23 protein-coding genes are annotated in these 26,875 nt (G+C 32.9%); 13 read left to right on the forward strand and 10 right to left on the reverse strand.

The features are described from left to right. The first annotated feature begins 11 nt into the window (after positions 1 to 11). Both IRZ99_RS03880 and IRZ99_RS03885 read left to right on the forward strand, forming a co-directional pair. Positions 12 to 875 (forward strand): hypothetical protein, encoded by an 864-nt coding sequence (locus IRZ99_RS03880; RefSeq protein ID WP_194656013.1) that lies wholly within the window; start codon positions 12 to 14, stop codon positions 873 to 875. Positions 876 to 968: 93 nt separating this feature from the next. Next, complete coding sequence (locus IRZ99_RS03885; protein WP_194656014.1) at positions 969 to 1,574, forward strand: PAS domain-containing protein; 606 nt, start codon at positions 969 to 971, stop codon at positions 1,572 to 1,574. A 163-nt stretch (positions 1,575 to 1,737) separates the two neighbouring features. Here the strand turns inward: IRZ99_RS03885 and IRZ99_RS03890 are convergent, their stop codons facing one another. The 3 genes from IRZ99_RS03890 to recG all read right to left on the reverse strand — a co-directional run bounded on the left by IRZ99_RS03890 (position 1,738) and on the right by recG (position 7,064). Beyond that, entirely contained in the window at positions 1,738 to 2,661 is a 924-nt protein-coding gene (locus IRZ99_RS03890) for a type IX secretion system membrane protein PorP/SprF (RefSeq protein WP_194656015.1), read from the reverse strand. Continuing rightward, positions 2,654 to 4,828, reverse strand: coding sequence for a gliding motility-associated C-terminal domain-containing protein (locus tag IRZ99_RS03895; protein ID WP_194656016.1), 2,175 nt, complete (start codon positions 4,826 to 4,828; stop codon positions 2,654 to 2,656). Before IRZ99_RS03895 ends, IRZ99_RS03890 begins: the two co-directional genes overlap by 8 nt. 127 nt (positions 4,829 to 4,955) lie before the next feature. Continuing rightward, positions 4,956 to 7,064: an ATP-dependent DNA helicase RecG gene (gene recG / locus IRZ99_RS03900; RefSeq protein ID WP_194656017.1), complete on the reverse strand. Its 2,109-nt coding sequence runs from the start codon at positions 7,062 to 7,064 to the stop codon at positions 4,956 to 4,958. A gap of 207 nt (positions 7,065 to 7,271) precedes the next feature. Between recG and IRZ99_RS03905 the strand changes: the two genes are divergently transcribed. Next, on the forward strand, positions 7,272 to 7,817 hold the full coding sequence (locus IRZ99_RS03905) for a DUF1697 domain-containing protein (protein WP_194656018.1): 546 nt from the start codon (positions 7,272 to 7,274) through the stop codon (positions 7,815 to 7,817). A 77-nt stretch (positions 7,818 to 7,894) separates the two neighbouring features. On the opposite strand, the gene IRZ99_RS03910 is transcribed toward IRZ99_RS03905, so the two are convergent. Continuing rightward, complete coding sequence (locus tag IRZ99_RS03910; protein WP_194656019.1) at positions 7,895 to 8,641, reverse strand: diphthine--ammonia ligase; 747 nt, start codon at positions 8,639 to 8,641, stop codon at positions 7,895 to 7,897. A 90-nt stretch (positions 8,642 to 8,731) separates the two neighbouring features. Here IRZ99_RS03910 and IRZ99_RS03915 point away from each other — a divergent pair, with 90 nt between their 5' ends. The 3 genes from IRZ99_RS03915 (at position 8,732) to IRZ99_RS03925 (ending at position 12,585) form a co-directional block, all read left to right on the forward strand. After that, the gene (locus tag IRZ99_RS03915) at positions 8,732 to 9,433 is read left to right on the forward strand and encodes a transposase (protein WP_194656020.1); all 702 of its coding nucleotides are present in this window, start codon (positions 8,732 to 8,734) and stop codon (positions 9,431 to 9,433) included. Next, positions 9,430 to 11,499, forward strand: a complete 2,070-nt coding sequence (locus IRZ99_RS03920; RefSeq protein WP_194656021.1) for a M1 family metallopeptidase — start codon at positions 9,430 to 9,432, stop codon at positions 11,497 to 11,499. The genes IRZ99_RS03915 and IRZ99_RS03920 overlap by 4 nt, the downstream gene beginning before the upstream one ends. A 180-nt stretch (positions 11,500 to 11,679) precedes the next feature. Continuing rightward, on the forward strand, positions 11,680 to 12,585 hold the full coding sequence (locus IRZ99_RS03925) for a patatin family protein (protein WP_194656022.1): 906 nt from the start codon (positions 11,680 to 11,682) through the stop codon (positions 12,583 to 12,585). 70 nt (positions 12,586 to 12,655) lie between these two features. Here IRZ99_RS03925 and IRZ99_RS03930 read toward each other — a convergent pair whose 3' ends face one another. Further along, the gene (locus IRZ99_RS03930) at positions 12,656 to 13,177 is read right to left on the reverse strand and encodes a hypothetical protein (RefSeq protein WP_194656023.1); all 522 of its coding nucleotides are present in this window, start codon (positions 13,175 to 13,177) and stop codon (positions 12,656 to 12,658) included. Positions 13,178 to 13,303: 126 nt separating this feature from the next. On the opposite strand from IRZ99_RS03930, the gene IRZ99_RS03935 reads away from it, so the two are divergent. The 4 genes from IRZ99_RS03935 to IRZ99_RS03950 all read left to right on the forward strand — a co-directional run bounded on the left by IRZ99_RS03935 (position 13,304) and on the right by IRZ99_RS03950 (position 18,169). Continuing rightward, positions 13,304 to 14,071, forward strand: a complete 768-nt coding sequence (locus tag IRZ99_RS03935) for a TSUP family transporter (RefSeq protein WP_194656024.1) — start codon at positions 13,304 to 13,306, stop codon at positions 14,069 to 14,071. Between the two features lie 93 nt (positions 14,072 to 14,164). Further along, positions 14,165 to 14,464: a hypothetical protein gene (locus IRZ99_RS03940; protein ID WP_194656025.1), complete on the forward strand. Its 300-nt coding sequence runs from the start codon at positions 14,165 to 14,167 to the stop codon at positions 14,462 to 14,464. A 554-nt stretch (positions 14,465 to 15,018) separates the two neighbouring features. Further along, positions 15,019 to 17,355 (forward strand): ATP-dependent helicase, encoded by a 2,337-nt coding sequence (locus IRZ99_RS03945; RefSeq protein WP_194656026.1) that lies wholly within the window; start codon positions 15,019 to 15,021, stop codon positions 17,353 to 17,355. A gap of 193 nt (positions 17,356 to 17,548) precedes the next feature. Next, a complete protein-coding gene (locus IRZ99_RS03950; RefSeq protein WP_072970810.1) occupies positions 17,549 to 18,169 on the forward strand; it encodes an L-threonylcarbamoyladenylate synthase in 621 nt (206 codons plus the stop codon). Between the two features lie 190 nt (positions 18,170 to 18,359). Here IRZ99_RS03950 and IRZ99_RS03955 read toward each other — a convergent pair whose 3' ends face one another. The 3 genes from IRZ99_RS03955 to IRZ99_RS03965 are packed head-to-tail and all read right to left on the reverse strand — an operon-like array spanning position 18,360 to position 20,718. Then, positions 18,360 to 19,193, reverse strand: coding sequence for an OmpA family protein (locus IRZ99_RS03955; protein WP_194656027.1), 834 nt, complete (start codon positions 19,191 to 19,193; stop codon positions 18,360 to 18,362). 34 nt (positions 19,194 to 19,227) lie between these two features. After that, a complete protein-coding gene (locus IRZ99_RS03960) occupies positions 19,228 to 20,247 on the reverse strand; it encodes a glycosyltransferase family 2 protein (protein ID WP_194656028.1) in 1,020 nt (339 codons plus the stop codon). An 18-nt stretch (positions 20,248 to 20,265) separates the two neighbouring features. Next, a complete protein-coding gene (locus IRZ99_RS03965; protein WP_074661180.1) occupies positions 20,266 to 20,718 on the reverse strand; it encodes a type I restriction enzyme HsdR N-terminal domain-containing protein in 453 nt (150 codons plus the stop codon). Between the two features lie 96 nt (positions 20,719 to 20,814). On the opposite strand from IRZ99_RS03965, the gene holA reads away from it, so the two are divergent. The 3 genes from holA (at position 20,815) to ettA (ending at position 23,829) form a co-directional block, all read left to right on the forward strand. Then, positions 20,815 to 21,819: a DNA polymerase III subunit delta gene (gene holA / locus IRZ99_RS03970; protein ID WP_194656138.1), complete on the forward strand. Its 1,005-nt coding sequence runs from the start codon at positions 20,815 to 20,817 to the stop codon at positions 21,817 to 21,819. 66 nt (positions 21,820 to 21,885) lie between these two features. Further along, positions 21,886 to 22,068, forward strand: coding sequence for a CAL67264 family membrane protein (locus IRZ99_RS03975; RefSeq protein ID WP_072970805.1), 183 nt, complete (start codon positions 21,886 to 21,888; stop codon positions 22,066 to 22,068). Between the two features lie 69 nt (positions 22,069 to 22,137). Then, positions 22,138 to 23,829 (forward strand): energy-dependent translational throttle protein EttA, encoded by a 1,692-nt coding sequence (gene ettA / locus IRZ99_RS03980; protein WP_026985169.1) that lies wholly within the window; start codon positions 22,138 to 22,140, stop codon positions 23,827 to 23,829. 221 nt (positions 23,830 to 24,050) lie between these two features. Here the strand turns inward: ettA and IRZ99_RS03985 are convergent, their stop codons facing one another. Both IRZ99_RS03985 and IRZ99_RS03990 read right to left on the reverse strand, forming a co-directional pair. Continuing rightward, on the reverse strand, positions 24,051 to 24,464 hold the full coding sequence (locus IRZ99_RS03985; protein ID WP_194656029.1) for a thiol-disulfide oxidoreductase DCC family protein: 414 nt from the start codon (positions 24,462 to 24,464) through the stop codon (positions 24,051 to 24,053). Positions 24,465 to 24,689: 225 nt separating this feature from the next. Further along, positions 24,690 to 26,855 carry a DNA mismatch repair protein MutS gene (locus IRZ99_RS03990; RefSeq protein ID WP_194656030.1) on the reverse strand — a complete coding sequence of 722 codons (2,166 nt, stop codon included), beginning with the start codon at positions 26,853 to 26,855 and terminating at the stop codon, positions 24,690 to 24,692. Positions 26,856 to 26,875 lie beyond the last annotated feature (20 nt).

Below are 26,875 nucleotides of genomic sequence, written 5' to 3' on the forward strand. Positions count from 1 at the left end.
TTACCTAAATTATGAAAGCAAAAGCTAGTTTGAATGAACAGGATTACCTGCACAATTTCATGTCTACAATGACACAAAAATCGGATACGATTATTAATTATGTTCTTGCCATTTATTTTCTTCTCGGAATTGCTTTGGCTTTTAAATACGACACCTGGGAGATTGGAGCAGGAGTTGGAACTTTAAATTTATTAGCCTATTATTCGGCAAAGTTTTTTCTTAAAAACTCTAAGTTTTACCAATATGTTTTATCGTTTGTGCTGGCTATATTTATGGCACAATATATTTATCAGATGCATGGTTTGTTCGAAATGCATTTCACTGTTTTCATTGCCAGTACAATCCTGATTATTTATCAAAACTGGAAACTACAGATTCCGCTTACGCTTTTGGTCGTTGCACATCATGTTGTTTTAGCCTATATGCAAAACTTTGTTTACACTGATCCAAGTGGAATACAGTTGTATTTTTCTCAGGTCAATTTTGATTTGGAAACGCTTATCATACACATTGTACTTGCTGCTGTTGTTTTCTTTATGAATGGATATTGGGCATACTACTTTAAAACACATAGTCAAAACCATATTTCTAAAATATCGGATGAATATGAGTTGGAAAACATGAAATTAGCTTCGGCAAAATATAGTTCTTTAACAGCTACCAAGGAATATAATGACTTTGTACACAGAACAACTCTGGATTTAAAATTGCCAGTAAGTTCGGTATTAAAGCTTATTGATGTTTCAAAAGGGCATACTGACAACGATCAGCTTTTGAGTTATTTGGACATGATGCGTGATAGTGCAAAAAAAATTGATGATATGGTTAATGATATTCATGTTAAGTCAATAAATAGCAGACCTCCGGGACACTAAAAGCTTTGAACTTATTTGTAATCAATACTTAATACTTTATGGAATTAAATATTATCAGAATGTAATTGCTTATTAATTTTAAATACAAAATTTATGGATACCAGAATTACCCGCCCGACTCCATCAGACAGAGAAGTAGATTGGAATAAAAATAAAGTATTACTAAGTAAAACAGACACAAAAGGAACTATTTTGTATGCGAATGAAGATTTTATTGACGTATCGGGCTATGATGAATTTGAACTTATTGGACAGCCTCATAATATAATTCGTCATCCCGATATGCCAAAAGTAATTTTTAAATTCCTGTGGGATAGCATTAAAGCAAGTAAAAATATTCATGTTATCATCAAAAACATGTCTAAAACGGGCAGATATTATTGGGTAATTACCGATTTTAAAATTATAGCCGATTCTGATGGAGAAATCGTTGGTTATTTTGGGACAAGAAAATCTGTTCCGGAGGATATTATTGTAAAATTTATCGAACCGCTATACAAAAAACTTTTGCATATCGAAGAAGCCAGTGGAATGTCAGCATCTGAAGAATATCTGATTGGATTTCTGGAGGAACGCAAAAAAACATATATGGAATATATTGATCATCTTGTAGCAACGGGAAAAGATGATAAAAATAAAGTGAGTAAAGGTCTTTTTAATGGTCTTTTTGAAAAGAAAGAGGCTCCTAAAAAGAAATAACCAAAAAATTAAATATACTTCATTGTATCGAATAAAATATTCAAGCCAAAAATTTGCCCCCAACAAATCTAATCACCTTACCAAGGACAATTGAATATTTTGATACAATGAGGTTTTTTTTTCAAAATCAGCTCCTCTAAAATGTTGTATTTTTGAGCCTCAATTAATACAGATGGCAAGTACATTTTTCACTGTTTTCGTTGAGAAGAGTGTAGCTCAAAAAGAATGTATGTGATCCGTTATTATAATTGCTAAATTTAGTTGTTGAGATGTCATAGCCATATCCAATCTTCAAGTCATCAATAATCTGAATTCCTGCAAATGCGCCAACACTTGAATTGTAGTCAAAATTTACCGAAGCTAAATATTTGTTTCTCCAATTAAGGTTTAAAGAAGTCAGGATACTTACAGGTGCTCCCGCTGTAATTCTCGCAAGTAAAGCCGGTGTTAGGGTAATATCACGCTCGATTTCAAATTGGTAGCCAAAATTGCTGTAATAATAATTTTTTCGTTGTGAAAGTATTGTTCCTATGCTGCTATATTTGGCTTGTATAATATTTGGACTTGAAATTCCGATAAAAAATTTATCAGAGTAAAAATTAGCTCCCACACCAAAAATAGGAGCGGTTTTGTTTTCGGTTCCAAAATTATCTACAACTTCTCCAGGTTCATAAATGTCTAAATTATCCTTATTTATACTGTATGAATTGATTCCTCCTTTTACACCAAGAACTAATTTATATTTTCGGTCAAGCTTGATGTAGTAAGCAAAGTTGCCTTCGATGTTATATTCTTTTTTTGGGCCGGCAACATCGTTGTATAAACTAATACCGTATCCTATTTTTTGTAATGATTTTGTATCTGCAGACAAGTATTGTGTTTTTGGAGCACCGTCAAAACCGACCCATTGGGTAGAGTATATTCCAACAATATTTAATCCATCTGCAGAACCTGCGAACGCTGGATTGTAGAACAAAGGATTATAATTAAAAATAGATAATTTAGCGTCATTTTGAGCTTTTATATTATGTATTGAAAATATAATAATTGCAATTAAAAATATTATTTTTTTGAAAGTATTACCCATTATTATGTATGTATAAAAAGCCTTTTTTTGTTGCATCAGTCTGATCTCTTTTTTTATAATTTATAATATAATAATAAGATCCCGTTGGTAATTTTTCATCTTTTAAGAAAACTTCGCCGGCATTAGCTCTTCCATAGAAATAATTACTATCTACACCGTAACCAGACATTTTATAAACTAATTGACCAAAACGATTATAAACCTGAATTGCATTTTCAGGAAAGTATTCAATATTCTCAATTTCTAAATGATCGTTTTGTGTATTTTCGTCAATAGTGATTAAGTTATAAATATTGATGTCGCAAGGTTTAATATTAACTGTAATTGCTGTACGCTTATTACTTTCGCATTTAGTAACAGGGTCAATTATTGCTGCATAATATGTTGCACCACTTTCTAAAGGTGTGGTGTGTGGAAGTTTAGCGGTGTCATTTATATTACTGTAATATCGAACAGAAGAATTGTAATAGTTTAAATTCTTAAGTGTAAAATCCTCATTAGAACAAAATTCTTGTGTAAAATCTGGTGATATAACAGCTGATCCTTCTTTTAAAATTGCCGTAATACCCCATCTTGTACTTGAGCAACCTATACTGGCATCATAATCAGAGGCATAATAAGTTACATTGTTTTGTAACGGTGTAGAATCACTAATTAAGTTTCCGCCGTCTTGAGCGTTATACCAGGTGACTGCTAACCCGTTAACTTTCAGATTAGCAATTGTAGGAGCTTCACTTGAACAAAAAGATTGAGTTGCTTCTCCTATTGGATGTCCTATAGCATTGATTATAATTGAAATTTTAGTTCTGGGTCCTAAACAACCATCTTTAAAAATAGCACAATAAATATCTCTATTTGATATAATTTTAGTTGTTTCACTTACAGCTTCAGTTGAAAGTAGGGAATCAAACCATTTTACTGTTAATCCATTTGTATCTAGATTTGCTAGTGTTGGAACAGGATAATAGCAAAGTGTTTGAATTTCGGAAACTGCTGGTTTAGCAATAGGGTTATTTTCTACATGAATTGGTTTAGAAATAAACTGTGAACAGCCAGTAACTGAATAAACCGTCAACGAAACCGTGTAATCACCTGAATTTTCAAAAATATGACTTGGGTTCTTTTCTGTTGAAGTTTTACCATCGCCGAAATCCCATTCCCATTTATTAATGACTCCATTTAATATAGTAGTTTTATCCTGAAAAGTGATAGGACTAAAAGTATTATAATCTACCTTACAAGGAATAGAAACAGAATAATTTGGTGTAATTACAGTTGGGTTTGATAAGGTCGCCTCTATTGTTGATTCACATGTATTTCCGTTATTGAATGAAGTCAATAAACATTCGAAGGTTGCTCCAGGTGGATAATCTGCTAATGCTAAAGTAATACTTTGCGTAGGAGTACCAACAACTTGGCCTTTATAAGTCCATGAATATCCGATAAATCCTACTGGTGCTGTTAATGTAAAATTATTTCCGCCAGAGCAAACGGCGACATTTATTTTTAATTGGCTACACTTTGCAGAAATATATGCATAACCAAAATGTTTTACAAAACTGCAATCTCTAGTTGTAAATTCAATGGAAACTTTTTTTCCCATATAATTAGCAAGATTGATTCCTACTGTATTCCATTGTGTCCAGTAAATATCGCCACACACATTTGCATTTTGATAAGGTTCGCCTGAGCTTACATTGTAAACGCCACAACGAGGATCAATTTCGCTGCCTTTATCATTTAATATTCTAACGCTGAAATTGGGTTGAGCTTCTTTTTCATGTCCGCCGTCTTCTAAAACAACAGCATATTTATAGATGAATAAATTATTATCTTTACTAACAACATTTATATCATAGATTAATCGGTCCGCTTCAGTTCCTCCTAAATTATTACCTAATCTTGCAGCATGAACTTCTCCTGGAGGAACCATAAATAATTCACCACCACATAGACCAGCAATACTATCTTTTACATCAATATTGGTAATAAAATGATGTTTAAAATTTTCTCCTTTATGCAAATTTGGGTTGGACCTTGTCCCGTAAGAAGCTTTCCATCCATTAAAATCAGCATTAGAAAAATCAGAGTTAAAACATCCTGATTGTGCATTTATTGAAGTAATGATGAAGAAAAAAAATAAAAAAGGGTAATATTTAATCATCATTGATAGTGATTATAATTTGTTTCGATTTCAGCAAATGTAGGATTTTGCAATAAAAAAAACATATTTTTCACAGAAAAAGTTAAAAAAATATAACAAACACTTTGTTTTTCGACGGTAATGAAACATATTAGCTAATATAATTCCAAATATTCTTCTTTTTTGTTAGTTCAATAAAAACAGCTTTTAAGATAGCATGTTCAGGTTTTTGAAGTGGGCCATCTTCCTTTAAGATTTTCATTGCGTAGTTTCTTGCCAAACTCAAAATTTCACGATCTCTTACTATATCTGCGATTTGAAGATTTAAAACACCACTTTGTTGTGTTCCCATTAAATCGCCAGGACCACGCAATTTCAAATCAACTTCCGCAATTTCAAAACCATCGTTTGTCTGAACCATAGTTTCCATACGTGTTTTACTATCAGCACTTAATTTATGACTGGTCATTAAAATACAATAACTTTGTTCGGCACCACGACCAACTCGGCCACGTAGTTGATGTAATTGAGATAACCCGAAACGTTCTGCACTTTCGATAATCATTACACTGGCATTTGGTACATTAACACCAACTTCAATTACAGTAGTGGCAACCATAATATTGGTTTTTCCTTCAGAAAAACGTTTCATTTCAGCATCTTTATCTGCTGGTTTCATCTTTCCGTGCAAAATAGAAATTGAATATTGAGGTAATGGAAAATCACGAGAAATACTTTCGTAACCATCCATCAAATCTTTGTAATCCATTTTTTCAGATTCCTGAATTAACGGATAAACAATATAAATTTGTCTTCCTAAAGCGATCTCGTCACGAAGGAATTTCCAGACTTTTAACCTATTGCTGTCAAAACGATGAACGGTCTGAATTGGTTTTCTTCCCGGAGGTAATTCATCAATTACAGAAATGTCTAAGTCTCCGTATAAACTCATCGCCAAAGTTCTCGGAATAGGAGTGGCGGTCATCACTAAAACGTGTGGCGGAATTTCATTTTTCTTCCACAATTTTGAACGCTGTTCTACACCAAAACGATGTTGTTCATCAATTACGGCCAAACCTAAATTCTGAAATTGTACCTTATCTTCTAACAAAGCATGCGTACCAATTAAAATATGCAAACTGCCATTTTCAAGCTCTTCATGAATGATTTTTCTAGCTGCAGTTTTGGTTGAACCGGTAAGTATTTTGATATTAAGATCTAATGTTTTAGCTAATTCTGATAAACCAATAAAATGCTGATTGGCAAGAATTTCAGTAGGAGCCATTAAACAGGCCTGAAAACCATTATCAATAGCCAAAAGCATGCTCATAAAAGCCACAATTGTTTTTCCGGAACCAACATCACCCTGTAATAAACGGTTCATTTGGGCATTGCTTCCCATATCTGAACGGATTTCTTTAATTACTCTTTTTTGAGCGTTTGTAAGGTTAAATGGCAAATGATTCTGATAAAATTCATTAAAAAGTTCGCCTACTTTGGTAAAGGGATGTCCTTTTATTTTGTGTTTCCGAATCAGGTTTTTAGTAATTAATTGAAGCTGAATAAAAAACAATTCCTCGAATTTTAATCGGAATTGGGCTTTCGCCAAAGCCTCAGTGCTTTTTGGAAAATGGATATTGAATAAAGCCGCTCTTTTCGGAATTAACTTTAACTCTTCAATTAAATAAGGCGGGAAAGTTTCAGTAAATAAAGCTTGTGTTTCTATAAAAAGCTGTTCCATCAACTTATTAATCGTTCGGTTTGAAATTCCTCGATTTGCCAATGTTTCAGTGGATGGATAAACGGGCTGCATGGCGGATCGAAGGCTTCTTTCGTGCTCGCTCAATAATTCAATTTCAGGATGCGCCATACTAAACTGGCTTCCATACAAAGAACATTTTCCAAAAATCACACAAACTTCATTCAGCTTTAGACTCTCTCTAACCCATTTGTGTCCCTGAAACCAATTCAGATCAATTTGCCCTGTGTCATCCACGAAAGTGGCAACCAAACGTTTTTTGTTTTTAGCAAATTCAACCGTTTTTATATTGATGATTTTACCAATGATCTGAACTTCGGCTCCTGTATTCTGAAGTTCATTTATCTTATAATAACGGGTTCTGTCGATGTATCTATTCGGAAAAAAATTAACTAAATCTCTGTATTTATGAATGCCCAATTCCTTACGAAGCAACTGGCCACGACTCGGACCAACGCCTTTTAGGTATTCAATTGGGGTTTCAAGGAGATTGTTCGACATTAATTATTTTAGAGTTTAGATTGTTGAATTTAGATTTTAGAAAATAGAGTATAGAATAAAGAGGATAGATCGTGGTCTATGTTCTTTATTCTATACTCTATTTTCTTTCTCTTTGGAAAAGCGAAGATAGATTTTAATTGGGAAATTTAAAAATCTGATAAATTGAAGTTTAGAAAATAATATCTTTGAAGAATAAAATTATTTGAAATGACAACACATTTAGCACTTTTACGCGGTATCAACGTTTCTGGCCACAACATGATGAAAATGGAAGCTTTGAAAACAATGCTGGAGAATATTGGTTTTACAAATGTGAGAACCTATCTCCAATCCGGGAATGTTTTTGTGGATTCTGAGGAAGAAAGTGCTTCGAAAGTGGGTTTCATGATCAAACAGGAAATCTTCAAGGTTTTTGGACATGAAGTTCCTACAATTGTAATTACAAAAGAAGATTTAGAATTGTGCTTTAAAAACAGTCCTTATCTGAAAGAAAAAGATATTGACACCAAAAAACTATATGTAGCTTTTGTTTCAACGGAACTAAAAAAGGAAAATATAAATGATTTAAAAATCAGCCAATTTAAACCCGATGAAGCAAGTATTGACGGAAACAGGATTTTTATAAAATATGCGGTTGGTGCCGGAAAAACAAGATTAGAGGGGAAATACATTGAGAAAAAACTCAATGTTATCGTGACTATGCGTAATTGGAACACAGTTACGAATTTGCTTAAAATGTATGTTGAAAATTAGAAAATGTGTCAATTAGAAAATGTGATAATTATAGATATCCTCAAATTATCAAATTGACACATTTTCTAATTGTCTAATTAGTTTTTGGGAATCAAATCACAATACCAAAATCCATAATCAAAAGCATCGCTGGCACTAGTGTCGCAAGCAGTATCTGATGAATCTTCGTTTTTAGGCTTTTCATATTTTCTGTAAACGATTTCTCCAATTTCAAAATCAATTGGTTTTGAGAAAATCGGACCATCAAAAGCAAAAGTGTGAAATTCGCCGTTTTCTCCGCAAACATCTACATTTTCAGGTAAGTCACTAATAAAATCCTGATCGATTATTCTGCCCACAAAACTTTTATCTAAATACCTTTCATTAACACAAACTACTATAGTTTTAAATCCTAACGAAATAAATTCCTGAATCAGCTCTTTTGTTGGAATTTTCCAAATTGGAAAAACACCTTCAAAACCAATCTTTGCCAATTGATCTTCACGATATTTACGCAAATCTTCCAGAAAAATATCTCCAAAAACAGACTGTGTGATACCACGACTTTTTAATTCTGTCAAAGTTTTAGTCATAACATTTTCATAGACTTCCATGGTAGGCATTTCCGGAACTTGCAGAATTTCTAAAGGCAAACCAATGCTTTTTGCTTGCGCTTCTAATAATGCAACGCGAACGCCATGCATTGAAATACGTTGAAATTGCTGATTGACGCTGGTCAATAAACATTCAATTTTATATTCGGGATTTTGTAGAATTTTATATAAAGTAAGAGCAGAATCTTTTCCACTGCTCCAGTTGAATAAGGCTTTTTTTGGTGTTGGCACGCTGTTGTTATTTTATGTGGTAAACTTACAAATTTCATTCGATTTGTTGATGAAACCTTTGTAACTTTGGAATTCCTATACGCCAAAAAAATGACATTATATCAAGATAAATATAAAATCGACTCTAAAAGATTAAAGAACTGGGACTATTCAAGTGAGGCAATTTATTTTATAACAATAGTTACAAAAAATAGAGAATGCATTTTTGGTTCGATTGAAAATGAGAAAATGATTTTAAATAAAAATGGTCAAATTGTAGAGAATGAGCTTTTTAAATCAATTAAAATCCGTAAAAACTGGTTTTTCCATAATTGGGTTGTGATGCCAAATCATGTGCATTTGTTGATAGAAATTCAAAAACACAATGAAATTTCTACCACAATGGATACTGTAGACGGGAATAATCCACACACGCATATCGTAGAGGCGCACAGCAGTGCGTCTACGCCCAGTATGTCGACAAAGATTGGGGTAAACGTTGCCGAGACGCACTGCTGTGCGCCTCTACGTGATAATTGGAGCCAGAGTACGAATCATGACCATTCCGATTTTAAATTATTGCGCAAACCAAATTCAATTTCATCATTTGTAGCGTTATTCAAATCAGTTACAACGGCACAAATTAATAAGATTTGTGAAGACAAAAGTAAATCTGTTTCTACAAAAATATGGCAAACCAACTATCACGACCATATTGTCCGTAATTACAAAAGATTTGAAACAATTTATAATTATATAAAAAGCAATCCAAGATCTTGGGATACAGATTCCATAAACTCTAATTTTCAATGAAATACATCCTTCTATTATTTACCACTTTCCTTTTTGCACAGCAAACCAAATTTGTCGATTTTAAAACCGTTTCGGGACAATTGTCTTTAAATGCAAAGGAAAAATTGGTTTCCGGCTCGGTTGATTATCAATTTGAGGTTTTGAAACCGATTGATACCATTAAAATCGATGCCAAAAACATGGAATTTACCAATGTCCAAATTGACAATAAAGAGGTTAATTCCATAAATACAGGTAAAGAATTGCAAATAATCGGAAATTTTCAAAAAGGAAAAAATCATTTGACTTTTGAATATGTAGTTAAGCCAAAACAGGCATTGTATTTTGTCACTATTGAGAATTCAGAGGTGCAAATCTGGACACAAGGGCAGGGAAGATATACGAGCAATTGGTTTCCGAGCTTTGATGATGTCAATGAAAAAGTAATTTTTAATTTAGGATTCAACTATGATTCAGGTTATCAGGTAATTTCAAACGGGGTTTTAAAAAATAAAACTTCAAACGGAAATTTGAATCATTGGCAGTACGAAATGAAAAAACCGATGAGCTCTTATTTATTAATGCTTGCCATTGGAAAGTATGATAAAAAAGAAGGGACCGCTAAATCTAATATTCCGTTAGAGTATTATCTGGAGAATAAAGACGCGAATCGTTTTGAACCGACGTATCGTTATTCGAAGCACATTTTTGATTTTTTAGAGAAAGAAATCGGAGTGAAATATCCTTGGGAAATTTACAGACAGATTCCGGTTCGCGATTTTATTTACGCCGGAATGGAAAATACAACTTCGACACTTTTTGCGACGCGATATGTGGTAGATTCAATTGGTTTTGAAGATCGAAACTATACGAATGTGGATGCACACGAATTGGCGCATCATTGGTTTGGTGATTTAATCACAGCAGAAAGCAGTAAAGATCACTGGCTTCAGGAAGGTTTTGCAACGTATTATGCAGCTTTGGCAGAAAAAGAAATTTATGGCGATGATTTCTTTTACTCCAAATTATACGATACCGCACAACAGATCAAATTTGCATCCAGAATCGATACGATTCCGGTTTTGAATGCCAAGGCAAGTTCACTTACTTTTTATGAAAAAGGTGCATGGGCATTGTTTGTTTTGCACGAATCGATTGGAGATAAGGCATTTAAAAAAGCTATAAAAAGTTATTTAAAAAAGTACGCTTATGAAACCGTAAATACGCATAACTTCTTTGACGAAATTAAAAAAGTTTCCAATTTTGATTTAGGTAAATTTCAGAAAACCTGGTTAGAATCGACCGTTTTTGATACAGCAACTGCGAATGCTTTACTAAGTAAAAATAAAGCAATTCAGATTAGATTGGAAGTTGATAAAGTGAAGAAAACGCCTTTAGCAGAGAAAGAATCTTTCTTTAAGAAAACTCTAGAGTCAGATGTTTATTATTCTGTAAAACAGGCAATTGTTGATCAATTGGAAAATGAAAAGTACGAGGCTAAAAAAACACTTTTACTAATTGCTTTAAAAACCAACAATATTCAGGTTCGTCAGGATGTTGCGACAACTTTGAGTAAAATTCCGGAAGATTTTAGAGTCGAATATGAAACGCTGCTTGATGATAAGTCTTATCAAACGCAGGAAATTGCCTTGTATTGGTTATGGAAAAATTTCCCGGATCATCGTGCAGAATATCTGGAAAAATCTAAAAACTGGATTGGTTTTAATGATTATAATTTACGAACAATGTGGCTTTCATTAGCTTTATCCACACCAAATTATACTGCAAATCCAGAAGTTTTAGTTTCAGAGTTAATTGCTTTTTCTTCTACAAAATATGAAGCCACAACAAGGCAAAATGCACTTGAAAAACTAATTGCGTTTAAAATTATTAATGATCAGGTTTTGAGTAATTTAGTTGGAGCAACAACGCACCATATGTGGCAATTTTCAAAATTTGGAAGAGACACAATTCGGTTTTTATTAAAAAAATCAGAAATGCGTGCTTCGTTTGAAAGAATTTTGCCTAATTTGACCCCCGATGAACAGTTTCAATTGAATCGTTTGCTGAAAGAGATAGAGAAGTAGAAGCAAGAAGCAAGAGGAAAGATTGACGCGAATAGAGAATAGAATATAGAGAATAGAATATAGAGAATAGAATATAGAGAATAGTATATAGAGGCAAGAGTAAAGATTTAATACAGATAAGAAAGTCTTTGCCCTTTATTCTTTTTCTATTTTCTAGAAAACAAAACCTACAATAAATTTATGAGAGCATTGGTTATTTCTGGTGGAGGAAGTAAAGGAGCATTTGCTGGTGGTGTGGCGCAATATCTAATAGAAGAAAAAAATTACGAATACGATTTGTTTTTAGGTACTTCTACAGGAAGTTTGCTTATTCCGCATTTGGCTTTGGGTCATATAAAAAAAATTCACTCGGTTTATACGAATGTTACAATGGGAAGTATTTTTAATATTTGCCCGTTTGTAGTTAAAACTAAAGATGGAGTTGATATTGTAACAATTAATCACTTCAATGTATTACGTCAGTTTTTTAGAGGAAAAAGAACCTTTGGAGAAAGTAAGGGATTGAAGAGGTACATCCGAAATAATTTTTCACTTTCGGATTTTAATAAACTGAAAAAACTGAATAATGATGTGGTCATTACAGTAACCAATTTTACTAAAAACGAATCAGAATATAAATCAGTAAAAGATTGTACTTATGAGGAGTTTTGTGATTGGTCCTGGATTTCCAGCAACTATGTGCCCTTTATGAGTTTGGTGGAGAAAGACAATTGCGAATATGGCGATGGAGGCTTTTCAAGCCTGGTACCAATTCGTGAAGCTATCAATAGAGGAGCTACAGAAATAGACGTTATTATCCTTGAAACCGAAGTTAATATGGATAAAACTGTCATAGGTAAAAATCCATTTTCATTAATGATTGACTTGTTCAGAATCGCCTTAGATCAGGTAGAAAAACACGATATTGCTATAGGAAAACTTATGGCAAACAATAAGAATGTAAAACTTAACTTATATTACACGCCGACAAAATTGACTGATAACGCTCTTATTTTCAATAAAGAAGTGATGAAAGAATGGTGGGAACAGGGCTATGAATATGCGCAGAATAAATCTGAGGTTATGAGTGACAATAGGCAATCTTAGATTGCTGATTTTAGATTTTAGATTACCATTGAGAATCTAAAATCTAAAATCTGAACTCTAAAATGAATTTTTACCATAATTCCGAAACCTCATTCTTAATATACGCCAAAGCAGCATTACTAGGCGATTGTTTCTCTAATAAATCATTTAAAATTTTCTCTCTTAATTTATCAGCACTGTCAACTCTGTCGCTCATGGCAGCCTTACGAATAATCTGTATGGTAGAGTTTTTAGCGGTAGTTATGATTGTCCAACATTCGTCAGACATGTAAATTTGCTGTGTAAGATTGTGTTCAAATTCCTGTTCGATTTGATCGATTACAAAGTTTTCATAATCATGTTTTTCGTTTGAAATAGGAGCAATTCTAATCAATAATTTGGTTAGGTTGATACGCTCTAAATATAACGTCATACGCTCGTAGGCCTGCAAACGTATTGGTAATGATTGTTTCTGATATTCTCTGTTTAAAAGAAAAGCACGTTTCTTATCGTTGTTTTTAATATGCAGTTCAAAAAAGCTGTAAGCCACAAATCCGGTAACGATGGCTGGTAAAGTATAACTTGCTAATTCTATAATTCTTGTATAGTCCATTTGGGTTCAATTTTTCAACAAAAATATAATTTTTGCTGAGAAAACAAGATTAATTCTATTGTAATAAACAAAAGGGAAGTTTACTTTTGTGAACGGTTCTTAAAAACCACCTGAAACACAAGATTAATGGAAAGCTATATTATAATTTTACTTTGTTTGGCAGCTTTTGCTGCAGGATTTATTGATGCCATTGTTGGTGGTGGTGGATTGATTCAAACTCCCATGGGATTGATTTTGTTGCCGAATTTACCTGTTTCAACTGTTATAGGGACTTTAAAATTACCAGCTTTTACCGGAACCGCTTTTGCTGCTTTTCAATATTTGAAAAAAGTAGTTATTCAATGGAAATTACTTTTAATCATGATGTGTCTGGCAGTTCCATCAGCATTTTTGGGTTCTACTATATTGACTTTGGTCAGCAATGATTTCATGAAACCGCTTTTGTTGGTAGTTTTGTCTTTATTGTTTATTTATACCTATGCCAAGAAAAATTTTGGACAGCATGTGGCTAAAGATCATTCAGCTACTACTCAGATAATTTATGCGGTTGTTATTAGTGTGATTGTTGGTTTTTACGACGGATTTATTGGTCCCGGCACTGGAAGTTTTTTTGTTGTGGCTTTTATCGCTCTTTTAGGATTTGATTTTTTACACGCTTCCGCGAATGCAAAAATGGTAAATCTGGCGACTAATTTCGGTTCGATCTGTTTGTTTATGATAAAAGGGAAAATCATCTGGACCATCGCCATTCCGATGGCAGTCAGTAATGGACTTGGAGGTTGGCTTGGAGCAAAATTAGCGATCAATAAAGGAAATGGTTTTATTCGAATTTTCTTTTTGGTTGTGGTAATCGGTACTTTGATTCGATTTGCTTATGATGTGTTTTTTAAGTAAAGTTGCTAAGTTTTTAGATTTAGCTATTTAGATTATAGTATCAATATATTAGTTATCTTTGTATCAAAATTTGATAGTTAAAAATATCGTAAAATGATAGAGATAGTTGAGAGTTACGAAAATTACATTAATAGTTTGCCAGAATTAATTGGTAAATCTTATTATAAAGCAGAATTTTTTATGCAAAAATTAGGCTTGAAACATGCAACATATTATAGAAAATTGAAATCGAAAAACTTTACACATCAGGAAGTTAAATTAATTACGGCCTTATTATTTCCGGAAGAAATTTTAATTCAACAGCTTGAAAAAAGTGAAGAGGATATTAAAGCAGGAAGAACGATAGACTTTTCAGATTTTAAAGAAAAGATAAGAACTAAGTATAATATCTAAATTTGCTGGATTTCTTCTATTGTCCCAAAAAAGAACAATATAAATTATTTAACATTCAATTTTATAAAACAAATAGACTTGATTTGACATTAAGAATTTTCTATAGGAAGTTTTTTTATATCTGGATCCAATTTGATTATTTTGTTCAATCATGTGCAAAATTGAAATAGTATTTTTAGAAAATAAAGCAGCTTTATTTTCAGAGTATTTATTTGTAATGTCAAAATATGTTTTTTCAGCATTTTCAGTAAGGACTATTTTCATTTTATTTCATAAGTATTGCAAATATAAGATTATTTTAAAATTAAGGATTTTTCTTTCAAATCATTTAAAAGAAGCAAATTGTTTGTATCTAGCCCCGATAGAGGCGGTATCCTCGGAGTGGAACGGAGAGATATAGCCGAAAGCGGGAAACCATGTCTCAAAAAATGCCAATTGCCGTGCTTCAAAAAAATACTAAGAACCTTAGTATCTTAGAACGTCAGAACCTTTCTTTTGCGCCTTAGGAACTTTCTTTTTTAATTCCTATTTTTGCATCAAAGGAGAAAAATTTCATGCAAAAATATATTGACCAGCTCAACGAAGCACAACGACAACCCGTCTTAAAGAAAGATGGGCCAATGATTATTATTGCTGGTGCAGGATCTGGAAAAACCCGTGTTTTAACGATTAGAATTGCTTATTTGATGGCGCAGGGTGTTGACGCATTCAACATTTTGTCGCTTACTTTTACGAATAAAGCAGCCCGCGAAATGAAACACAGGATTTCGGATATTGTGGGAGCAACTGAAGCTAAGAATCTGTGGATGGGAACTTTTCACTCGATTTTTGCCCGTATCCTGCGTTCAGAGTCAGATCATTTGGGATACCCTTCAAACTTTACAATTTACGATTCACAAGATTCGGCCAGACTTATTTCTTCGATTATTAAGGAAATGCAGCTGGATCGTGATATTTATAAACCAAAGCAGATTTTGGGCCGAATTTCGAGCTATAAAAACAGCTTAATTACGGTAAAAGCCTATTTTAATAATCCAGAATTGGTTGAAGCCGATGCAATGGCAAAAAGACCAAGATTAGGTGAGATTTATCAACAATATGTAGATCGCTGTTTTAAAGCCGGCGCTATGGATTTTGATGATTTGTTATTGAAAACAAATGAGTTGTTGACTCGCTTTCCAGAAGTTTTGGCGAAGTACCAGAATCGTTTTCGTTATATTTTGGTTGATGAGTACCAGGATACAAATCACTCTCAGTATTTGATTGTTAGAGCTTTGTCAGATAAATTTCAGAATATTTGTGTAGTAGGAGATGATGCGCAGAGTATTTATGCTTTCCGTGGAGCAAACATTAATAACATCCTGAATTTTCAGAAGGATTATGAAGGCGTAGTAATGTTTCGTTTGGAGCAAAATTATCGTTCTACCCGAAATATTGTGGAAGCGGCAAATACGGTGATGGAACATAATAAAACCAAATTAGATAAGGTAGTTTGGACGGCAAATGATTTTGGCGCAAAAATCAAGGTTCATCGTAGTTTGACTGATGCAGAGGAAGGACGTTTTGTAGCCAGTACTATTTTTGAACAAAAAATGCAAAACCAGCTTCATAATGGAGCTTTTGCGATTTTGTATCGTACAAATGCGCAGTCTCGTGCAATGGAGGATGCTTTGAGAAAACGTGATATTCCGTATCGAATTTATGGTGGATTGTCATTCTATCAACGTAAGGAAATTAAAGACGTTTTGTGCTACTTGCGTTTGGTAATTAATCCAAAAGATGAAGAGGCTTTAATTCGTGTTATCAATTATCCAGCCCGTGGAATTGGAGATACAACCGTAGAGAAATTAACTATCGCAGCCAATCATTACAAGCGTTCAATTTGGGAAGTGATGGTGAACATTGATAAAATTGATCTAAAACTGAATACTGGAACAAAGAATAAACTGAAAGATTTTGTAACGATGATTCAGAGTTTTCAAGTTATTGATCAAAATCAGGATGCCTTTTATCTTACAGATCACGTTGCCAAAAAAACTGGTTTAGTCCAGGAATTGAAAAAAGATGCTACTCCGGAGGGAATGGCTAAAATTCAGAATATCGAAGAACTTTTAAACGGTATAAAAGATTTTACGGAAGGGCAAAGAGAAATTGACGGTGCAAGAGGAGCACTTTCTGAATTTATGGAAGATGTTGCACTTGCAACGGATTTGGATAAAGATACTTCTGATGAAGATCGTGTAGCTTTAATGACGATTCACTTAGCAAAAGGACTTGAATTTCCGCATGTTTTTGTAGTAGGAATGGAAGAAGATTTATTTCCGAGTGCTATGAGTATGAGTACCAGAAGTGAATTGGAAGAAGAACGTCGATTATTTTACGTAGCTTTAACTCGCGCAGAGCATCAGGCGTATTTGACTTATGCGCAATCACGTTATCGTTGGGGGAAATTGACAGATAGTGAACCGTCGCGTTTTATTGAAGAAATCGATCCGCAATATTTGGAATATCTTACGCCTGCAGAAAGTAATTATCGTTACAAATCAACAATTGACAGTGATATTTTTGGGGATGTAGATAAATCAAAACTAAGATTAGCAAAGCCAATTGGAGGAACACCGCCAAAACATATAACGGATAATGAACCAAAACCGGATTTAAATATTAGAAAACTAAAACCTGTTGCAGGAAATGCACCTGGTTCTTCAAATGCAAATTTATTTGACAGCAATTTAACAATTGGGAATGTGGTTATGCATGAACGTTTTGGAAAAGGTGAAGTGGTTAACTTAGAAGGTTTTGGCCCTGATAAAAAGGCTGAAATTAAATTTGAAGTTGGCGGAATTAAAAAGCTTTTGCTGAGATTTGCTAAGCTTGATATAATAGGTTAAAAAGTTTAGGTTTTGCTTTGAATATAATTTTACCGCAAAGTACGTAAAGTATTATTTTTAGTTTTATTTCCAATGTCTTTATTAAGTTCGCAAAGTTTTTATGGCGAACTTTACGTAATATCTTTGCGAACCTTGCGGTTAAGAAATATTACACTTGCAACCTGAACAAATTAAACTTTAAACAAAAAACATAATGGCTGAGTTCATAAAAATATACCCTGATAAACCTAGTGAAGCTGCAATCGCAAAAGTGGTAAAAGTGCTTCAAAACGGAGGTTTGGTAATTTATCCAACAGATACTGTTTACGGTTTAGGTTGTGATATTACCAATTCTCGTGCGTTAGAAAAAATCGCTAAGATTAAAGGGGTGAAGTTAGAAAAAGCAAATTTTTCTTTTATTTGCCACGATCTTAGTAATTTATCTGATTATGTGAGACAGATCGATACTTCAACTTTTAAAATTTTAAAAAGAGCTTTGCCAGGGCCATATACATTCATCTTACCGGGAAATAATAATTTACCAAAAGAGTTTAAAAAGAAAACTACTGTCGGAATTCGTGTTCCTGATAATAATATAATTTTGGAAATTGTTCGTCAATTAGGAAATCCAGTAGTTTCAACTTCTATTCGTGATGAAGATGATGTAATTGAATACACAACTGATCCTGAATTGATTTTTGAGAAATGGCAAAATCTTGTTGATATGGTAATTGATGGTGGTTATGGCGACAATGTGGGATCTACGATTATCGATTTATCTGAGCACGAGCCAGTAATTGTAAGGGAAGGAAAAGGCGATATTGATATTTTGTAAATAAATACTGAAATTGCGTAATAATTTAAAATTATTGAGTAATTTTATTATCAGTTAAAATTTAGTTAGTTAATTAAAAATAATGTTGTTCTTGATTTGCATTTAATTGTTTAAATAGAAGAATTAAGAATACAAAAAAGCAGGTCGATAGACCTGCTTTTTAGTTTTTTAGAGTATGTAAAACGCTAAATTATTTAGCTTGTTTTTTCATTTCTTTTTCAATCATATCATAGAATTGATCGATTTTCGGCATAACAACAATACGAGTTCTTCTGTTACGTGCTTTGTTTTCAGCGCTATCATTTGCAACTAAAGGTACGTATGAACTTCTACCAGCAGCAATTAATTTTGCAGGGTTAACACCAAGATCATTTGTTAATACACGTACAATAGAAGTTGAACGTTTAACACTTAAATCCCAGTTGTCAAGAATTATACCGTTGCTTTTGTATGGTACATCATCAGTATGACCTTCAACCATACATTCAAAATCTGGTTTGTCGTTAACTACTTTTGCAACTTTTGCTAAAACAGATTTTGCTTTATCACTTACTTCATAGCTACCACTTTTAAATAATAATTTATCTGCGATAGAAATAAATACAACTCCTTTTTCAACATTGATTTCGATATCTGGATCGTTGATTCCAACTGCTCCTTTTAAACTTGTAACTAAAGCTAAAGTAACACTGTCTTTTTTAGTTAATGCATCTTGAAGTCTTGAGATTTTTAAATCTTTTTCTTTTAAGCTCTCTAAAGATTTTTCAAGGTTTTCAGCCCCTTTAGTAGTTAATACAGTTAAATCTTTAGAACTGTTGATCAAATCTTGATTATGTGCTTTATAACTTTCAGCTGTAGCTGCCAATCCTGCTTTTTCTTCTAAACAAGTATTTAATTTCACTGTGCAAGAGTTTAATAAATCTTGAGTTTCTTTGTTCTTAGCTTCTAATGCTGCGTATTGCTTTTTCGATACACAAGAAGTTAAGGCCGTTAATACTGTTAGTGCGATAACTATTTTTCTCATAGGTATTATATTTAATTAAACGTTGATTACAAATTTAGTTTTTAATATTTTGATTACTGTTAAAGATTTCTTTAAAAACAACCAATTTCTTTATGTAATATAGGTAAACGATACTTTTCACGGTATAGTATTGCTGTATTTGAAAATCTTTTCTTTCTCGAAGATACTTTAAAGATATGCAATAAAAAGAAAAATGTGCTTTTAAAATTGCAAAAGTATGACTGAACTTTCCTTGTGTAAGAAATCGGATAGCGGCAATTCCATCCAAAATCATTCGGAAGAAAATTCTAAAAAACAATCCTTTTTTAGGTAAGTTTTTAACCAGCATTAGCAATGAATTCCTGAAATTTAAAAATGTCTTTTTCGGATTTCCTTGTTGTAATGTAGCGCCGCCAACATGATATACAACTGATTTGGAGTTGTATTTAATAATGTGTCCTTCGTTTGCGGCACGCCAGCACAAATCTATTTCTTCCTGATGGGCAAAGAAGCTTTCATCAAAGCCTTTTAGTTCATCATAAACTTCTTTTCTGATAAAGAAACAAGCCCCTGATGCCCAGAACAATTCAATAACATCATCATATTGTCCGTTATCTTTTTCAACGGTGTCGAAAATACGTCCGCGACAAAATGGAAAACCATATTTATCTATAAATCCACCTGCAGCGCCAGCATATTCAAAATATTCTTTGTTTTTAAAATCAAGAATTTTAGGCTGAATTATAGCAGTTTGCTTTTCGCTATCAAAAGTTTCAATTATGGGTTTTAACCAATTTTCAGTTACTTCGATATCTGAATTTACTAAAGCGTATATCTCGGCATCTACTTCTTTTAAAGCATCATTATAGCCTTTTGCAAAGCCATGATTTCCATTGTTTTGAATGATTTTTACGGTTGGGAAATTTTGTATGACGAAATTTACGGAAGCGTCTGTAGAAGCATTATCGGCTACATATATAGTAGCTTCTGCTGAAAATTGAATTACTGATGGCAAAAACTGCTCAAGCAATTTTATTCCGTTCCAATTTAAAATGACGACTGCTATTTTATCCAAAAGTAATGATGTTATAATTTAATAAATTTCTTTATAATCTGGTAATGATTTTAAAAACTCATATTTTTCGTTTTCAAAATCCATCTGACAGTAAAAATGATTCAGACCGTTTGTGACTTTCAAAAACCGTGCCTGCATTGTCATATTGTAACGCGCAATTTGATCAAAAGTTGCCTGTGATATTTTCACTTCCGGGGCTTTACATTCTACTAATATATGTATAGAACCATCAGAATTGAAAACCACAACATCATACCGTTTTCGTAAACCGTTGACTGTTAAAACTTTTTCTACGTTTATTAACGATTTAGGGTATTTTTTTTCATTCATTAAATAATGTACAACATGTTGACGGACCCATTCCTCCGGGGTAAGAATGATAAATTTTTTTCTGATTTCATCAAAAATAGACACTTTATTTTCGCTATTTTTGAATCGAAAAGTATAGGAAGGAAAATTTAGCTTTAACATAAAGCAAAAATATAAAATAGTTTCAGGTTTCAAGTTTAAAGTTTCAAGTTATTGAAACCAGAACCTGAAACTTGAACCTTGAAACAAAAGATTGGAATGGACGAAGTTGTAAAAATTGTTAATGATATCAAAGCGGGAAATATCAAACCGATTTATTTTTTAATGGGTGAAGAGCCTTATTATATTGATAAATTGTCGGAGTATATCGAGCAGAATGTGCTTTCTGAAGAGGAAAAAGGATTCAATCAAACAGTTTTATATGGAAGAGATGTTTCCGTTGAGGATATTGTTTCAACGGCCAAGCGTTATCCGATGATGGCTGATCGTCAGGTAGTAATTGTAAAAGAAGCCCAGGATTTATCAAGAACAATTGATAAAATCGAATCGTACGTTAATAATCCGATGGAAACAACGGTTTTGGTTTTTTGTTATAAATATAAAACGCTTGACAAACGTAAAAAAGTTACCAAATTATTAGCACAAAACGGAATCGTATACGAGAGTAAAAAGTTGTACGAGAATCAGGTCGGCGATTGGATAAAACGCATTCTTGCCGGAAAAAAATACACAATTGATCCAAAAGCGAATGCAATGTTAGTTGAGTTTTTAGGAACTGATTTGAGTAAAATCAACAATGAATTAGAAAAACTACAGATTATTTTACCTCAGGGAACTACGATTACGCCACAACATATTGAGGAAAACATTGGTTTCAGTAAAGATTATAATGTGTTCGAACTTCGAAAAGCAATTGGAGAGCGCAATCAGTTGAAAGCTTATAAAATTGCAGAAAACTTTGCTCATAATCCTAAAGAATATCCATTAGTAATGACAACCGGATTGGTTTTCGGATTTTTTGTTCAGCTTCTAAAGTATCACGGACTGAAGGATAAAAATCCTAAAAATGTAGCTTCAGCAATTGGTGTAAATCCTTATTTTTTAAAGGAATATGATTTAGCCCTGAAAAATTATCCAATGCGAAAAGTGAGTCAGATTGTTGGTGCTTTACGTGATGTAGATGTTAAAAGTAAAGGAGTTGGTGCTAATGCGTTGCCACAATCAGATCTGTTAAAAGAAATGCTTTATAAAATATTTAATTAAGCCGTGAAAATTCACGATATTTGCACTTCTAAAAATAAATCACAATAAAAAATAATTATTATAATTATGGGAATGAATAAAAATACCGTTTTAGGTTGGGCTACTTTTATAATGGTACTTATGGGATTCTTACTTATAGGTCTTGGCGTATTTAGATATAGTGATGTTTCAGGCTGGGGATTTGGTGCTGTTGGAGTTGGTTTCTTAGCTAATGCATGGGTTTTTAATGCGTTGAAAGGAAGGGTTTAAGTAATTATATTAATTGCAGTATATTTTAGATAAATAAAAAGTAAATAATTAAAATAAAAAACATAAAAAATGTCAGACGATAAGAAAGTAATTTTCTCAATGCAAAAATTGAGTAAAACCTATCAGGGAGCAGACAAACCAGTACTTAAAAACATTTATTTGAGTTTCTTTTACGGAGCTAAAATTGGTATTTTAGGTTTAAATGGTTCTGGAAAATCTTCTCTTTTGAAAATTATTGCCGGAGTAGATAAAAATTATCAAGGAGATGTTGTTTTTCAGCCAGGTTATACTGTTGGTTATTTAGAGCAGGAACCAATTCTTGATGATTCAAAAACAGTTATCGAAATTGTTCGTGAAGGAGCTGCTGAAACGATGGCAGTTTTAGAAGAGTACAATCAAATTAATGACTTATTCGGTCTTGAAGAAAACTATTCAGATCCTGATAAAATGGATAAGTTGATGGATCGTCAGGCAGCTTTACAGGATAAAATTGATGCTCTTGGTGCTTGGGAAATTGATACAAAACTTGAAATTGCAATGGATGCTTTGCGTACGCCGGAAGGTGATACGCCAATCAAAAACCTTTCAGGAGGAGAGCGTCGTCGCGTAGCTTTATGTCGTTTGTTGTTGCAACAACCTGATGTATTGTTATTAGATGAGCCAACCAACCACTTAGATGCTGAGTCTGTACTTTGGTTAGAACAACATTTAGCACAATATGCCGGAACTGTAATTGCGGTAACGCACGATAGATACTTTCTTGATAATGTAGCAGGTTGGATTTTAGAGCTAGATAGAGGAGAAGGTATTCCATGGAAAGGGAATTATTCTTCTTGGTTAGACCAAAAATCTAGTCGTATGGCACAAGAAGAAAAAGTAGCATCTAAAAGAAGAAAAACATTAGAGCGTGAGTTGGACTGGGTACGTCAGGGAGCAAAAGGTCGTCAAACGAAACAAAAAGCGCGTTTACAGAACTACGATAAATTACTAAACGAAGATCAAAAACAACTGGATGAAAATCTGGAAATCTATATCCCGAACGGTCCACGTTTAGGAACAAATGTTATTGAAGCTAAAAATGTAGCAAAAGCTTTTGGAGATAAATTGTTATATGACAATTTAAACTTCACTTTGCCACAAGCCGGAATTGTAGGGATTATTGGACCAAATGGTGCTGGTAAATCTACCATTTTCAAAATGATTATGGGAGAACAAGCTACAGATAGCGGAGAATTTTCAGTTGGAGAAACTGTAAAAATCGCTTACGTAGATCAGTCTCACTCTAATATTGATCCAAATAAATCAATCTGGGAAAACTTTGCTGACGGTCAGGAATTGATTATGATGGGCGGTAAGCAAGTAAACTCAAGAGCTTATTTATCTCGCTTTAACTTTGGTGGTGGTGAGCAAAATAAAAAAGTATCTATGTTATCTGGTGGAGAGCGTAACCGTTTGCACTTAGCAATGACATTGAAAGAAGAAGGAAACGTACTTTTATTAGATGAGCCTACGAATGATTTGGATGTAAATACACTGCGTGCCCTTGAAGAAGGTTTAGAGAATTTTGCTGGTTGTGCCGTAATTATTTCGCATGACAGATGGTTTTTAGACAGAATTTGTACACACATTCTAGCTTTCGAAGGAGATTCAGAAGTTTACTATTTTGAAGGAGGTTTCTCTGAATACGAAGAAAACAAAAAGAAACGTTTAGGTGGTGATTTAACTCCAAAACGTTTGAAATACAGAAAGTTGATTAGATAATAAATCTAGTAAATTTCAAATTTTAAAATCCCAAATTCCAATTTAAAACTTGAATTTGGGATTTTTTTTGTAGTAGTTTGTCATTTCGAGGAACGAGAAATCCTCGTTAGAAGCTCTATAAAGATTGGATTGTCGTTGCGGAGTTACTTACGAGGATTTCTCGTTCCTCGAAATGACAATATTGAGATAATTGGTATTTGGAATTTATAAATTGGAGTTTTTTAAAGAAACTTAGTCTTCAATTCCGGAGTAGTAATCATGCAGCTTTCTTTTTTACCATACCATTTGTAGCGGTTTTTAGCAATGTAATCGTAAATATAATTTCTCAATTTTTCAGGAAAGATTTTAAAAATTGAAACCAAACTATAAAGCCCTCCCAATTCCTCTGCGATTTCTATAGCTGCTGAAGATTTATAGTAATAGGCAACTCCTGGATTATATAAAATGATACTATCAATTTTATTTTGATCTACTCCAATATAATTACAAATCTCTTTTGCTAATTCTGATTGCAAAGCCACAAAACGAAAAATATCTTTTTTATCATTTTTGATGATAAACTGAACTGCGCTATTGCATAAATTGCAAACACCGTCAAAGATGATAATTTTTTTATTTGGTGGAAAATCGCGCATGAATTTCAATGATTTTTGTGTTATTTGTTTTATCTATTACGAATTGTATTTTAATAAATTTATCAAATCAAAATTGGCTTGCATAAATTTATTTTAAAAGCTTTTTAAAAATTTACCATCTTCATTCTTGCTTTTTTTAAAATATTCATTTTAATCGCTTTATTTTACTTTATACTAATTTTTACCATAATTTTAAACTGAAAACTGCGACCGCAAACTGAAAACTTATTTTTTTCCAGCTTCAACAAATTCCAATTCATCCAAACTTACTTTAGAAGTAAAGATTCCGTAATTCACAGTTGCTTTATTTTTTTCTATTGAATCGATACTTCCAACAGATCTTCCGTCCAACATTCTTACACGATCACCAACTTTTAAAATTGGTTTTGGTTTTTCGATAACAGGTTTCAATTTCTTTTCTTTTTTCTCTTTTCGGATTTCTTCAACCTGAACAGAAACTTCAGCAATCACTTCTTTTTTCTTTTCGATTATGGCTTTGGCTTCTTTTGGAGTTGCTTTTTTACGTTTTGAATTTTCAATTTCTATGATTTTCAAAAACTCTCCAATAAGTTCTTTTTTATTTTTATTGTTGAAATATTTCTCTGAAATATCTTCAATTTTCTGTCCAATGTAAATTGTCTTTTGGTTGCTATCATACAATTCCTGATAGCTTTCCAATTTTTGTTTGATTTTTACATTGATGTTTTCCATCTTTTTACTCTCTTCACGTGCGCGCGTTTCTTCTTCTTTAAGATTTATAGAAGTTTTTTCAAGCTTCGATCTTTCCTTTTGAAGAGTAGCAATAGTTTTGTCAAAACGAACTTTTCCAACTTCGATTTTCTTTTTCGCACGATTAATCAATCCGAACGGGATACCATTTTTTAAAGCGACTTCAAAGGTAAACGAACTTCCGGCCTGACCCAAAGCCAGTTTATACATTGGCTCTAATGATTTCTCATCAAACATCATATTTGCATTTGTGGCAAATGGCAATTCGTTTGCGAGAATTTTCAAGTTTGAGTAGTGTGTCGTAATAATTCCGAAAGCTTCACGATGGTAAAATTCTTCCAAGAAAATTTCAGCCAAAGCACCACCTAATTCAGGATCAGAACCTGTACCAAATTCATCAATCAAAAACATGGTTTTCTTGTTGCACTTCTTCAGGAAATAATTCATGTTTTTTAAGCGATAACTATAAGTACTTAGATGATTTTCAATAGATTGATTATCTCCAATATCCGTTAATATTCTATCAAATAAGAAAGTTTCACTACGCTCGTGAACAGGAATTAGCATCCCTGATTGTAACATCAATTGTAACAAACCAACCGTTTTAAGCGAAATTGTTTTTCCGCCGGCATTTGGTCCTGAAATTACAATAATTCGGTTATCTTGTTTTAATTCAATGGTTTGTGGATGCGTAACTTCATTTTTTTGCTTGTTATTCAAATACAAAATAGGATGATAAGCTTCTCTAAAGAATAATCTTCTTTCTTCTGTAATGGTTGGCAAAATTCCATTGATTCTGTTTGCGTATTTTGCTTTTCCGGCAACTACATCAATATCACTTAAAAATTCCTGATATTCAATTAGTAATGGTAAATACGGACGAATCTGATTTGATAATTGCTTTAGAATTCTGGTAATTTCTTCTTTTTCTTCATATTCAAGATTCGCTAGTTCTCTCGAATATTGTAAAGTAGCTTCCGGTTCGATGTAAGCAATGCTTCCGGTTTTAGAACTTCCTAAAATAGAACCTTTTACTTTACGACGATACATCGCTAGAACCGCTAATACTCTACGGTTTTGAACAAAGCTTTCCTTAATGTCGTCCAAATAACCAAGGCTGTTATTATGAGAAAGAGCAACTCCAAAACTTTGATTGACTTTACCACGAACAATATTCATATTCTGACGAATACTCAAAAGGGCTGGAGAAGCATTGTCTTTTATTTCTCCATATTTATCTACGATAGCATCAATTAGAGTTACAATGTCTTTGGTATATTCAACTCGTGATGCTCTTGCATTTAGATTTGGATAATAATCGTCAAATTTCTTCAGGAAATTCAACAGGAAATTTGATGTTGATGAAAGTGTAGCAATTTTTCTAAAACTTCCCACTTCCAGGAAACTATCTTCAATAGCCAGGAACTTGATTTCGTGTGTTATGGCGTCAAATCCGTGATTCGGTATTGCGTTATTATTTTGAAAAGAAGAAACATATTCGGATGTTTGCATCAAAGCCTGCATCAAAGTTTCTTTATCTCTAAATGGTGTTATTTGTAAAGCTTTTTCTTTTCCAATATCTGTATTACAGCCAGCCGAAATGGTTTCGAGCACTGTTGGAAATTGTAAATCTTGTAATGTTTTTTCGGTAATGGATATCATTATATATCGTAAGTTGTAAA

Origin of the sequence: Flavobacterium sp. LC2016-12, assembly GCF_015351595.1 — a bacterium.
Lineage (GTDB): Bacteria > Bacteroidota > Bacteroidia > Flavobacteriales > Flavobacteriaceae > Flavobacterium.

Bases quoted from the DNA above. Each gene is read 5' to 3' on its own strand.
- IRZ99_RS03880 (WP_194656013.1), top strand. From the start codon at position 12: ATGAAAGCAAAAGCTAGTTTGAATGAACAGGATTACCTGCACAATTTC.
- IRZ99_RS03885 (WP_194656014.1), top strand. From the start codon at position 969: ATGGATACCAGAATTACCCGCCCGACTCCATCAGACAGAGAAGTAGAT.
- IRZ99_RS03890 (WP_194656015.1), bottom strand. From the start codon at position 2,661: ATGGGTAATACTTTCAAAAAAATAATATTTTTAATTGCAATTATTATA.
- IRZ99_RS03895 (WP_194656016.1), bottom strand. From the start codon at position 4,828: ATGATGATTAAATATTACCCTTTTTTATTTTTTTTCTTCATCATTACT.
- recG (WP_194656017.1), bottom strand. From the start codon at position 7,064: ATGTCGAACAATCTCCTTGAAACCCCAATTGAATACCTAAAAGGCGTT.
- IRZ99_RS03905 (WP_194656018.1), top strand. From the start codon at position 7,272: ATGACAACACATTTAGCACTTTTACGCGGTATCAACGTTTCTGGCCAC.
- IRZ99_RS03915 (WP_194656020.1), top strand. From the start codon at position 8,732: ATGACATTATATCAAGATAAATATAAAATCGACTCTAAAAGATTAAAG.
- IRZ99_RS03920 (WP_194656021.1), top strand. From the start codon at position 9,430: ATGAAATACATCCTTCTATTATTTACCACTTTCCTTTTTGCACAGCAA.
- IRZ99_RS03925 (WP_194656022.1), top strand. From the start codon at position 11,680: ATGAGAGCATTGGTTATTTCTGGTGGAGGAAGTAAAGGAGCATTTGCT.
- IRZ99_RS03930 (WP_194656023.1), bottom strand. From the start codon at position 13,177: ATGGACTATACAAGAATTATAGAATTAGCAAGTTATACTTTACCAGCC.
- IRZ99_RS03935 (WP_194656024.1), top strand. From the start codon at position 13,304: ATGGAAAGCTATATTATAATTTTACTTTGTTTGGCAGCTTTTGCTGCA.
- IRZ99_RS03940 (WP_194656025.1), top strand. From the start codon at position 14,165: ATGATAGAGATAGTTGAGAGTTACGAAAATTACATTAATAGTTTGCCA.
- IRZ99_RS03945 (WP_194656026.1), top strand. From the start codon at position 15,019: ATGCAAAAATATATTGACCAGCTCAACGAAGCACAACGACAACCCGTC.
- IRZ99_RS03950 (WP_072970810.1), top strand. From the start codon at position 17,549: ATGGCTGAGTTCATAAAAATATACCCTGATAAACCTAGTGAAGCTGCA.
- IRZ99_RS03955 (WP_194656027.1), bottom strand. From the start codon at position 19,193: ATGAGAAAAATAGTTATCGCACTAACAGTATTAACGGCCTTAACTTCT.
- IRZ99_RS03965 (WP_074661180.1), bottom strand. From the start codon at position 20,718: ATGTTAAAGCTAAATTTTCCTTCCTATACTTTTCGATTCAAAAATAGC.
- holA (WP_194656138.1), top strand. From the start codon at position 20,815: ATGGACGAAGTTGTAAAAATTGTTAATGATATCAAAGCGGGAAATATC.
- IRZ99_RS03975 (WP_072970805.1), top strand. From the start codon at position 21,886: ATGGGAATGAATAAAAATACCGTTTTAGGTTGGGCTACTTTTATAATG.
- ettA (WP_026985169.1), top strand. From the start codon at position 22,138: ATGTCAGACGATAAGAAAGTAATTTTCTCAATGCAAAAATTGAGTAAA.
- IRZ99_RS03985 (WP_194656029.1), bottom strand. From the start codon at position 24,464: ATGCGCGATTTTCCACCAAATAAAAAAATTATCATCTTTGACGGTGTT.
- IRZ99_RS03990 (WP_194656030.1), bottom strand. From the start codon at position 26,855: ATGATATCCATTACCGAAAAAACATTACAAGATTTACAATTTCCAACA.